At 69.8% G+C, this 10,315-nt stretch carries 9 protein-coding genes; 4 read left to right on the forward strand and 5 right to left on the reverse strand.

What is annotated here, in order from left to right:
* Positions 1-135: 135 nt before the first annotated feature.
* On the reverse strand, positions 136-945 hold the full coding sequence (locus ACFOYY_RS41275; RefSeq protein ID WP_386196970.1) for a hypothetical protein: 810 nt from the start codon (positions 943-945) through the stop codon (positions 136-138).
* Positions 946-1,167: 222 nt separating this feature from the next.
* Positions 1,168-1,386 carry a hypothetical protein gene (locus tag ACFOYY_RS41280; protein WP_362779042.1) on the reverse strand — a complete coding sequence of 73 codons (219 nt, stop codon included), beginning with the start codon at positions 1,384-1,386 and terminating at the stop codon, positions 1,168-1,170.
* A gap of 144 nt (positions 1,387-1,530) precedes the next feature.
* On the opposite strand from ACFOYY_RS41280, the gene ACFOYY_RS41285 reads away from it, so the two are divergent.
* Both ACFOYY_RS41285 and ACFOYY_RS41290 read left to right on the forward strand, forming a co-directional pair.
* Positions 1,531-1,887: a hypothetical protein gene (locus ACFOYY_RS41285; RefSeq protein ID WP_386196972.1), complete on the forward strand. Its 357-nt coding sequence runs from the start codon at positions 1,531-1,533 to the stop codon at positions 1,885-1,887.
* Between the two features lie 253 nt (positions 1,888-2,140).
* Entirely contained in the window at positions 2,141-5,320 is a 3,180-nt protein-coding gene (locus ACFOYY_RS41290; protein WP_386196974.1) for a S8 family serine peptidase, read from the forward strand.
* A gap of 440 nt (positions 5,321-5,760) precedes the next feature.
* Here ACFOYY_RS41290 and ACFOYY_RS41295 read toward each other — a convergent pair whose 3' ends face one another.
* Both ACFOYY_RS41295 and ACFOYY_RS41300 read right to left on the reverse strand, forming a co-directional pair.
* On the reverse strand, positions 5,761-6,633 hold the full coding sequence (locus tag ACFOYY_RS41295; RefSeq protein ID WP_386196976.1) for a TIGR02569 family protein: 873 nt from the start codon (positions 6,631-6,633) through the stop codon (positions 5,761-5,763).
* 212 nt (positions 6,634-6,845) lie between these two features.
* Positions 6,846-7,787: a PLP-dependent cysteine synthase family protein gene (locus ACFOYY_RS41300; protein ID WP_386196978.1), complete on the reverse strand. Its 942-nt coding sequence runs from the start codon at positions 7,785-7,787 to the stop codon at positions 6,846-6,848.
* A 396-nt stretch (positions 7,788-8,183) separates the two neighbouring features.
* Between ACFOYY_RS41300 and ACFOYY_RS41305 the strand changes: the two genes are divergently transcribed.
* On the forward strand, positions 8,184-8,468 hold the full coding sequence (locus ACFOYY_RS41305) for a hypothetical protein (protein ID WP_386196980.1): 285 nt from the start codon (positions 8,184-8,186) through the stop codon (positions 8,466-8,468).
* A 139-nt stretch (positions 8,469-8,607) separates the two neighbouring features.
* On the opposite strand, the gene ACFOYY_RS41310 is transcribed toward ACFOYY_RS41305, so the two are convergent.
* Positions 8,608-9,285 carry a hypothetical protein gene (locus tag ACFOYY_RS41310; RefSeq protein ID WP_352013472.1) on the reverse strand — a complete coding sequence of 226 codons (678 nt, stop codon included), beginning with the start codon at positions 9,283-9,285 and terminating at the stop codon, positions 8,608-8,610.
* 775 nt (positions 9,286-10,060) lie between these two features.
* Here ACFOYY_RS41310 and ACFOYY_RS41315 point away from each other — a divergent pair.
* The gene (locus ACFOYY_RS41315; protein ID WP_386196983.1) at positions 10,061-10,315 is read left to right on the forward strand and encodes a hypothetical protein; all 255 of its coding nucleotides are present in this window, start codon (positions 10,061-10,063) and stop codon (positions 10,313-10,315) included.

Below are 10,315 nucleotides of genomic sequence, written 5' to 3' on the forward strand. Positions count from 1 at the left end.
CCCGAACTGCAGGCCAAGTCCCGCCACCAGCACCTGGCCAGCCTCGGCCACTACGTCCGCCTCGGCGAGGAGACCTCCGCCCGCATCACCGCCGAACACGACCCTGCGGCTCGGCGACGCAAGCGCTGAGCCGAATCAGACGCCTGGACCACGCGGTGTGTTTCCGGCGTACTCCGGCCGTACCCCTGGGATACCCGGCAGCCACCCGGCCGCGTTGCGTAGGCCGGAGTCTTCGGCGAAGTCGAAGACGATGCGATCGCCGCGCCTGCCCAGTTCCTCCAGCGCCCGCGGCTGCTCGAGGCCGCCGGCAGCGACAAGCCCGATCAGGTCTTCGTTGTCGATGGCGACGATTTCGGGTCGTGTGTCGCGCCTGGCCGGTCCGGGTGAACGGGAGGCCCTGAGTTCGTCGATGATTCGCCGGACCCGTGGCTGGGACTGCGCGAACGTTGTCCACGGCTCCGTGTCGCACCAGATCGCCTGTGCAAGCTGGGCATCGTCGCGGTTGGCGATGATGTCGTCAGCGAGCCCGTCCCAGATGGTGGGAAGCTTCATCGCCCCGCTGTCGACGATCGCCTCCAGTGCCGTGGACCAATGCGGCCCGTCGATCGCGTACCCGCGCAGCACGGCCGCCGCGTCGAGTCGACCGACCATCGGAAGCAGGGCAAGGACCTGCAAGGCAAGCTCAACCGGTTCAGCGTCCTCGCCGTCGTACGTGAGCAGGTGCTGTTGGATCGGTGCCAGCGGCAGGTCGAGCCGAGCGATGAGGCCGGCGAGGTAGCTGTCGCGTTGATCAACTTGTCGGTCCCAGCGCGTGTCCGTAATCACGCACTCATACACCGTGTCGGCGGCGCCGGGGGCGGTCGACGTACGATGCACTGCGGCACCGCGTCCCCGTTGGAGCTGACCGCGGAACGAGACCGGACTGTCGTATTCGATCATCGACATGCAGTATCCCCGTGGTGGAGGCGCCGAGCGAGCGAATAGGGGTCCTGTCGGTCGTATCTTTGAGGTGCGGGTGACGTCGATCGATCACACCGCCTACCCGACGTTCAAGCGGATGGGCGTCGCGTGATCTGTCCGACGCGTTCACCCCGTCGGACGACGAGATCGAGTGGACGCGGGACAAGTCCTCGACCGACGCGCATCTGCTGGCCCTGATGGTGTGGCTCAAAAGCCACCGACGCCTGGCCACTCGAAGGCGTCCTCCGCGCCGTCGCCGAGCACGGCCCACGCGCCGCGCAGCTCGGCGTGCGACCGGGTACGGCTGCCGTCGAGGCGTTCGCACGCCAGGTCGCCGACGCGGTCACCCCGCCGTGGTCTGCCGCCCCGCCCGCCCAGCGGGCCGCGCTGACGCCCCGGCGCGGCACCCGATTCGCTGAACGGCACATGCTCCTGGCCGCTCGGCTGGCGTTTCCGCCGTCTGGTGGTGAACCCGGATTCCCCCGTCCGCGGGCATCGCCCTGGCGGAGACTTTCGCCCAGATGCTGGTAGCCCCCGCCAGTATCCGCCCCCCGCCGTAGGAGACGACCGGTGAACCCCACCCCCGCTACCCCCCGCCCCAGCGCGGCGCTTTTGACCGTGCTGCCCGACCTGGAGCGGCTGCTGGAGCAGACCCGTACGACGCTGGGCCCGGCGATGAACCAAAGCCGCAAGGCCCGCGACGCCCACGGCTACACCGAGGCGATGCGGACGCTGCTCAAAGGCATGTTCTTCATGGTCGAGGCCACCCGCGCCGGACACGTCGGCGACGTGGCCGCCGTGCACGGGGCGCTGCGTGAGGCCGACGACGTCGCCCAAGCCGCCACGGCGGCTGGGCGGATGGCTCCCGCGCCCTGCTGGGGTATCTGGAGGACGCCGAAATCCCGACGTTCACCCCGATCTTCGTGATGGCCCACATCGACGAGCAACTGGCAGCCGACTGTCTGATCCGGCCGCTCAGCTCCTACGCGGGAGCGGCGGAACGGCACCTCGCGTGACCCCCTGTCCCACTACGGGATCCGGCGCCGTGGGCGCGCCGGGTGCGGACGTGCTCGGCGGCGGCCGGGGAGGCCTGTAACCAAATGCGGCCAACTGCCCAAGGGAAGCGGATGATCCATTTCCTTTGAACCGAGAGGTGCGCATGAGCTTGGGCAGTGGCTTGATGGCCGCGATTCTGACCGTGGCGGTCGGCGTCACGGTTGTCCAGGATCCCGTTCCCCAAGGGGAGAACGTCGTAGGAGAAGGGCGGACGACACAGGAGGCGCGGGGGACGGCACAGCAGACCGGCAGCGTGACCCTGGTGACCGGCGACCGCGTCGTCGTGACCGGCAGGAGTCACCGGGTGGAGCCGGGGCCCGGCAGGAAGGTGCGCTACGCCGTACAGCGCCGCGGCGGCCATCTCTTCGTCCTCCCCTCGGACGCGATGCCGCTGGTGGCCGAGGGAGTGCTGGACGAACGGCTGTTCGACGTCACCCAGCTTCTTGAATGGCGGTACGGCGACGCGGACAGGACCGACATCCCGGTGATCGCGCAGTCGGCCCAGGGACTCGCGCCCGCCCCGCGAGCCGCGCGGCAGACCAGGCAGCTGGCCGATCTCGGCATGACGGCCCTGCGCCTCCCCAAGGCACACGCCGGCGAGACCTGGAAGGACCTGATCGGCGGCCCCCGGGCCCTGGCCGCGGGCAGGACCAGACTCTGGCTCGACGGCCGCCGCTCGTTCAGCCTCGACCGGAGCGTCAAGCAGATCGGCGCCCCGGAGGCGTGGAAGCAGGGCCTGACCGGCAAGGGCGTCACGGTGGCCGTGCTCGACAGCGGCTACGACACCGACCATCCGGACCTGAAGGGCGTGGTCACCCAGGCGCGGAACTTCAGCGACGCCCCCGACATGCGAGACGGTGAGGGCCACGGCACGCACGTCGCCTCGATCATCGCGGGGGCCGGCGAGAAGTACCGGGGTGTGGCGCCGGATGCCAAGATCGCCCTCGGAAAGGTGGGGGACGAGAACGGGGTGACCGACTCCGCCCTGCTGGCGGGCATGGAATGGGCCGCCTCCGAGGTCAAGGCCAAGATCATCAACGTGAGCATCGGCGGGCAGGACACACCGGACATCGACGTCCTGGAGCAGGCGGTGAACACGCTGTCGGCCCGGACCGGCGCGCTGTTCGTCATGTCCGCGGGGAACGAAGGCAGGCTCGGCAAGGTGAGCAGCCCGGGCAGCGCTGAGGCGGCTCTGACCGTCGGGGCCGTCGATCGGGCGGACCAGATCGCCGAGTTCTCCAGCCGCGGCCCCCGGGTGGGCGACCACGCGATCAAGCCGGACCTCACCGCCCCCGGCGTCGACATCGTGGCTGCGGCGGCCGAGGGCACCGCCGAGGGCCCTTACGCCGCGCACAGCGGCACCTCAATGGCCGCCCCGCACGTGGCGGGGGCCGCCGCGATCCTCGCCCAGCGCCACCCCGACTGGAACGGCGAACGGCTCAAGGCGGCGCTGACCGGCACCGCCGCGCCCACCGCGGGCGCCACGCCGTATGAGCAGGGCACCGGGCGGGTGGACCTGGTCCGCGCGCTGGCGCAGCCGGTCGTGTCGCCATCGGCCGATCTCTGGGTGGTCTTCCCCTGGCAGGAGTCCGGCAGCCGGAAGACGACCAGGACCCTCACCTACGCCAACTCCGGCGACGTCCCGGTCACCCTGGACCTCACCACGGACGTCGACGTACTGAAGCTGCCGGTCCAGCGGCTTGAGGTGCCCGCCGGAGGAGAGTCCTCGCTCACCCTCACAATCGACGCCGAGGGGAAGGCGCCGGGAGACTACCCCGGAATCATCACGGCCACATCGGGCGGCACCGTCCTGCGCACCCTGGCGGGCGCGTACGTGGAGCCGAAGTCTCACGACGTGACCATCACCGCGACCGGTCTCGACGGCGGCTCCGCAGTCGTCCAGGGGCACATGTACAACCTCAAGACCGGCGCCCAGGAGTATCTGCCCTTCAGGGACGGGGCGGCCAAGGTCCGGCTACCCGAAGGGGAGTGGAATCTCTACGCGGAGGTGGTGACCGAGTCCACGATCGCGATCACGACCGCGCACGTGCCGGTGAAGGTCGACGGCGACCGGCGGATCGCACTGGACGCGCGCCAGGGCAAGCAGGTCCGGTTCTCGCTGGACGAGCCGACCGCCGTACCCGACCAGGTCCTGGAGTTCGCCCTGGCCAACGGGTCCTGGAACTTCGCGTGGATCGCCTGGGCCGACCCCAACCGGTCCTTCTTCGTGCTTCCGAGCCGCCAGGCCGGACTGAGCTACAGGACCAGGACCGTATGGCACAGGAAGGACACCGTTCCCAGTCCGTACCGCTACGACCTCGTCGACCATCGCACCGGCGGTATCCCGGACGATCCCTCCTACACCGCGCGCACGAGTGACCTCGTCAAGGTGACCGCGACCTACCGGGCGTCCGGTGTGGCCGCCAAGGGAGAGATCGCCCTGGGCCCCCTCTTCCCCGAGTCCGGCTCATCGATCGTGTATCCGACGCGTGACGTCAACCTGCCCGGCACCATGACCCACTACCGCACCCCCGGGTTCGTCTGGGACTCTCAGTTGCGGTCCGGCACCCTCTCGACGACGGGCACCGACCGGTACCCGGCGGGCGGACCTCACCGCGAGCTGTGGAATCCCGCGGTGACCGGTCCCGCGTTCGCGACCTCCGGCGGCGCCCGGACGGGCGATGAGCTGACCTTCTTCCCCGGCGGTCTGTTCACCGACGGCGTGGCCGGGCGGACCGGCACCGACGCCTCCGTCACCGGCGACGTCACCCTGACCCGGGACACCAAGGTGGTCGCCAGGGCCGACCTGGCGGACTGCGCGGTTCGGGTGAGGAACTGCCTGACGGCGAAGCTCCCCCCGGACGCCGCCGTCTACACCCTCACCGCCGCGGCACGCAGGCAGGTGCCGAACGCGACGCTGTCCACCGCGGTGGACGCGGTCTGGACGTTCCACTCGGCCGGTACGGCCACGCCGCGACCGCTGCCCCTGATGGCCGTACGCTACGCGCCAACCGGCCTCGACGACCTCAACCGGGCCAGGCCGCGGTCGCTGACCCGGTTGCCCGTCTGGGTCGAGAGGAACCCCGGAGCTCCCGGGGCCGAGGTGAGGTCGATCAAGCTGGAGGCGTCCTTCGACGACGGCGCGACCTGGCGTCCGGTTCCCGCGATCCCCTCCCGGGCAGGGTGGACGGCCCTTCTGACGAACCCCGGCACGCCGGGATTCGTCTCACTGCGCGCCACGGTGACAGACTCCGCCGGCGATGGCGTCACGCAGACGATCACCCGCGCCTACGCCGTCGGCTGAGCCCCCTGAAAACGGCGTGCCCGGGACTCGGATGTGCGGAGTCCCGGGCACGCCGTTCTCTCCCTCCGCGGACGGCCACAGGATGCCGGGCGGACACTTCTCCGGGCCAGGTCTCGTACTCGGCCCCGGCGCCCAGGGCGGTCGCCGAGACGGGCCGTACCTCGTCGGTTCCCCCGGCGCGGACTCACCCGTCCAGGCCCGGCGCTCGGGTCGGTGTCACCAGACGCAAAGTAGAGCGTCCGAGCTGGTCAGAGGGCCCGGGCTGCGGGTGGCCGCCGGAGTGGTTACGGCTGTGGACGACCAGGGTGGGGCAGTGGCCGAATCATGGCGTTCGGACGTCCCAGAGCATTGACCTGGGCGGATGTGATTTGAAAGACCGGACAGAGTTAACGTTCCATCTGGTCATGATCACACGTTTCCGCAGGTGGCAGCCTCTACCGCTAATTTCTGTACTCAGGCTCCCGAAGGCCGATGCCGAAGTGATGATCTGTGTGAATCCGTTCCGCCACCAGACGGGTCACACGTGCGAAGCGTGCCAATTCCTCTTGAGGGAGCGTCCCGCTCGGACCTTCGAAGAGGGCCGCGGTGGCCAACCGGAAGGTCAGAGCCCTGACAAGCATCTGGAGCCCATCGCGGCCGGGAAGCACCCTGTCGACGAGTTCAGGCTCCGCACGGTGATAGAGGAGGCCGTCGGCGACGACGATGGCCTCGGCATACCCAGCCGGCCGCCAATACGGCGAGAAGTCGATCACAGCAGGCGGTCGCCCGGACATCAACAGCACATTCCCCGTAAGGTCCCCGTGCACGAGCTGGCTGGGCGCGTCCACGGGACGCTGGAGATCCTGCAACGTCGCCAGCAGCCCGTTGGTGTGAGCCGATGTCACCGAACTGATCTCGCCCCACGCGATGCGGTCGGCTACCGCCCAGGGATGCTGGCGCCGGTCAAGCAGGCCGGGCCGGGGCAGATGACGCAAGGCCCGGTGAAAGGCCCTGCCCGCGGCTATCAGCGTCGCCCACTCGCCGGCCGGCCCCGCTTGGCCGTCCACGAACTCGAAGGCCGCCCACCCGGCTACGACGTGGCTTCCGTCATCTGCACGACAGGGCCGGGGAACTCGAAACTCAGACGTGGAAGTCAGGCCCGCGAACACCTCTGCGCACCATTCGGCCTCCTCCGCGGTGTCCACCGGCTTCAAGACCGCGTTCCCGACGCGGAAGCTCTGCCCCTGGCCACCAGCAAGCGGGCGGGGTGCTCCCGCCAGACGGAAGGCTGCGAGCACGCCTGCGGGGGGTTCGGTCGTCGTTCTCAAGGTCATAGCGGGCAGAGTGCCGGATCGCCAACTCGTCGGGCACCTGGATTTCGGCGTACGCCGTGAGGCGTCCGGTTGATCGGTTGGGCGGAGTGCGGAGGAACTTCGGCAGGCGCAAGGCCGATCGGTCAAGTTCAGCTCGCACCTCCGGTCACAGCAGGTACCCGGGGCGACGCCGGTGGCTACGCAGCAGGCCGTAGACCCCGTACGTCGAGGCGTCACAAGCTGGTGCGCCGCCTCAGGGTGCCCATGTGCTGTCCGACGTCCAGCCCTTTCCCGGCGGCCCACCCGTCGTCATGGCAGGTCGCCAGATGCCGATCGGCCGCGTCGCCGATCAGCGACACCACCGTGCCGGTCTCGCCTCTGGCCCGCATGCGCTCCACCAGTTCCAGCGCCGCCCACAACGTGGTGCCCGAGGAGGCGCCAACCGGCAGCCCGGTCACCTCGCGGATGTGCCGGGCCGCCGCCAGACCGGCCGCGTCGGGTACGGGGACGACCAGGTCCACGAGGTCGGGCCGGAAGCCGGGCTCGACGCGTGGGCGTCCGATGCCCTCGATCCGCGAGGGCATCCCGGTGCCGTAGTCGGGCACGTCGAGGGTCCATCCTGGGAAGTAGGCCGAATTCTCGGGATCCGCCACCGCGACCCGGCAGTCCGCACCGTGGGCCCGGATCCACTGGCCGAGGGCGGCCGAGGTCGCTCCGGTGCTCGCGCCCGTCACCACCCAGTCCGGCCGCACCTGTCCGAACAGCTCCTCCGCCAGGTCGTGCGGCGCGGCCCGCCCGAACTGGTCCAGGAAGTGCCCGTCGATCTCCCGGACGGCCTCGTAGATCGCCGGCGGCGGCGTCACGAATCTGCATTCCCCGCCCAGTTCCTCCACCGCCCGCGCCCGCGCCTGGCTGCGCTCGCCCGGCATGACCACGATGTACGGCAGCCCGAGCCGCCGCGCGAACCACGCCTGGGCCACGGCCGCGTTGCCGCCGGTCGCCTCCACCACGGTCACGCCCTCGGTGACCGAACCGTCGAGCACGGCCTGGCGGAACAGCGCCCTGGCGTGCCGGTACCGCAGGCTCCCCGTCGGTTGCGCGGACTCGTCCTTCAGCAGCAGCCTGATCCCGGGCACCGATATCGGCAAGTCGATCAGCGGGGTGGGTTCACCCACCGCCAGCACATCGAGCGCTCGCGTGTTCCAATTCACCACCCCACCATGTCAGGCGCGGTTCGGAAGACCGCGCCTGTTCGCCACCGGCGAGCGGGTCAGGGGATCCGTGCGCTCCGCCCTGAAATGACAGTCGCGGTTGCCCGTTCGGCCCAGGTGCAGATGAACGTCCGACTCACCACATAGGACACGGTCTTAACGAGGGGCCGATCACGCTACGGCTTGACGAGTGCCGGAGTCGACGCGGCCCCGACCAGGTTCTCTGGTTCCTGGCCGAGGCCGATCGTCGTCGTGGTCAGTCGGTCGCGTTCTTCATGTGTGGGAACCGCGCCACGGCGGCGTCGTCGACCAGGGTGATGCGGTGGTCGCCGGTGCGCTGCTGGATGAGGAAGGCCAGCGTTGCTGGGCGGTGTCGCCGCCCAGGCGCAAGCAGTCCGGGACGGGATGCTCCAGTTGCCGGGCCGGTGGACCAAGACGACGCGCAGGGCAGGGGTGAACAGGTATCTGCTCGGCCACGCGCACGCCCTGCTGCAGGGACTGCTGGAGACGGCCGCCAACGCCGAGACCAGCGCCACACCGGCCGCACCGCCGGGCGAGGATTGGGTGACGGTGCGGCTGGGGGAGCTGTTCCAGCTCACCTTCGATGAAGCCCTGCTCACCGTGCAGGCGCCGGTTCACCGGTAGCCGCATCCGTTCGCCGCCGTTCCTGCGCTGGCCCCGGCCCGGGGACCACAGGCAAGCCGTCGGTGCTGCCCGCGGGCAAGTCCCTCGTGCGGTGCCCGCACCGCATCGGCGGCCGCAGGCGACCGGGGCCGTCGTGGGCTCAAGCCCGGTCAGGGCTGAGCGTGAGGGCCTGGTCGAGAGCGCGGGTGTGCTCGGGCCCGGCCAGGATGGCCATGGCAGCCTGCTGACGCCGGTGCAGGGCCTTTGCCTGAGCGCGCAGGGCGCGCAACCGGGCGCGCATGCGCAGCCGGCTCCGCCATGGGTGCCAGAGCGCCTGCAGGAGAAGCTGGGTGGTCGCCTCCAGGTAGTCATCGCCAGCAGTGACAAGCGCATCAAGGCTCGCCTCATCCAGGGCGCCGCCGAGGCGCGAATCGATGAGGCGTAAGACCTCGCCCTGGAATGCCTGTTCCTCACCGCCGCCCGCGAAATCCAGAACTCTGCGGGGCACACCTGCCGACAGCGCGCTCACGACGAGGCCATCGAGTGCTTCGCGCAGCGCGCGTTCGGCGTCCATGCCGTCCTCAAGGAGCACCGACAGCCTGAAGTGGTCTGAGACGAGCAGGCGTTTGCCCGCCACGTACCGACCCCCTCGCCCGTTCCCGGCCCCCCTCGGTGCGATGTCGCGGACGCCGGCCCGTACCGCGGCGACGCGCTGCAGCCGCTGCTGCACTTCGGCGCGCAGATGGCGCCGCTCATGGTTACGCGACAGATACGTGGTCACCGCGGCGCCCACGATGCCGCCGGCAGTGGTGTACACCAGATCGATCAACTCAGCCATCGCCACCACCTTCCGGTGCGCCGGACACGCGGTTTTGCGCGAGTGGTTGTCTCCTGCCGTGCGCGCAGAGATCGGGCGCAAGATCCATTCCCGCATTCTCACTGAAACGCCTCACGGAACGCCAATCCGCGGGGATCTGCGCTCCGGCTCGCCTTCGACGAGGGGCTGCTCACCCTGCAGACGCCGGTCGGCCGGTAGGGGCGCGCGCCCGTGCGTAAAGCGCTGCGAAACTCAGGAAAACCCCTCTGCGCGGTCGGCAGCGGGCGTTTGCTGTTGGGGTGGTGTCGTAGGCGCATCTCGACACCGAGAAGGCCGCTTTGCGCCACCTGTTTGTCCGCCGGCCGAAGGGAAGAGCACGTGAGCGAACACGCCATCGCCTACGTTCAGGGACTCCAGCTCGCCGATCCGACCGTCGAACGCGTGTTACTGCTGCTGGCCGAACGCACCAACACCTGGAACCAGGAGCGGCCGTCGGTGATGGGACTGGGGTTGCGCGACGCCGACATCCCGAGGCCTGCCGTCGAGGTGAAGATGAGCGCCCAAGAGTTTCGGCACCTGCCGCGCACGATGAAGAACACGGTCCGGATGGACGTGCTCGAACACAGCGACGGCGTATGGGAGACTCCTACACCGACCGCGCCCCCACCGCCCCGGCGCAGCCCGCCGATGCGCCAATCGGCGCCATCCAGGCGTTCACCATGCCGGGCTGGGATCACTACAGCACCTGGGGCTACGACGCCGGCCTGGGACACCTGTACGCCCCAACCCTTACCTGGTGCCCGGGCGGGTCGTCTTCCTCGCACCGGGCCGCACTGTCTTGCTCGTACTGGGCTTCACCGACGTTGCCGTGTTCCACATGGCGGCCTTTCCCCAAGGTGTCGAATTCTTCGACGCGACGGCTGCTCCCGTAAACGGTCACCTGTGGCCGGATGGATGGCGCCTGGAGATGACGTCCGATGGCGAGGATTATCTGGTCGCAGACGCGGCTGACGAGCCCGGACCGGTTGACGCGCCAGACGAGAAGGCTTGA

Source organism: Streptosporangium jomthongense (assembly GCF_042650425.1).
GTDB lineage: Bacteria > Actinomycetota > Actinomycetes > Streptosporangiales > Streptosporangiaceae > Streptosporangium.

Coding starts and splice junctions, on each gene's coding strand:
- ACFOYY_RS41275 (WP_386196970.1), bottom strand. CDS start 945: ATGTCGATGATCGAATACGACAGTCCGGTCTCGTTCCGCGGTCAGCTC.
- ACFOYY_RS41295 (WP_386196976.1), bottom strand. CDS start 6,633: ATGACCTTGAGAACGACGACCGAACCCCCCGCAGGCGTGCTCGCAGCC.
- ACFOYY_RS41290 (WP_386196974.1), top strand. CDS start 2,141: ATGGCCGCGATTCTGACCGTGGCGGTCGGCGTCACGGTTGTCCAGGAT.
- ACFOYY_RS41310 (WP_352013472.1), bottom strand. CDS start 9,285: ATGGCTGAGTTGATCGATCTGGTGTACACCACTGCCGGCGGCATCGTG.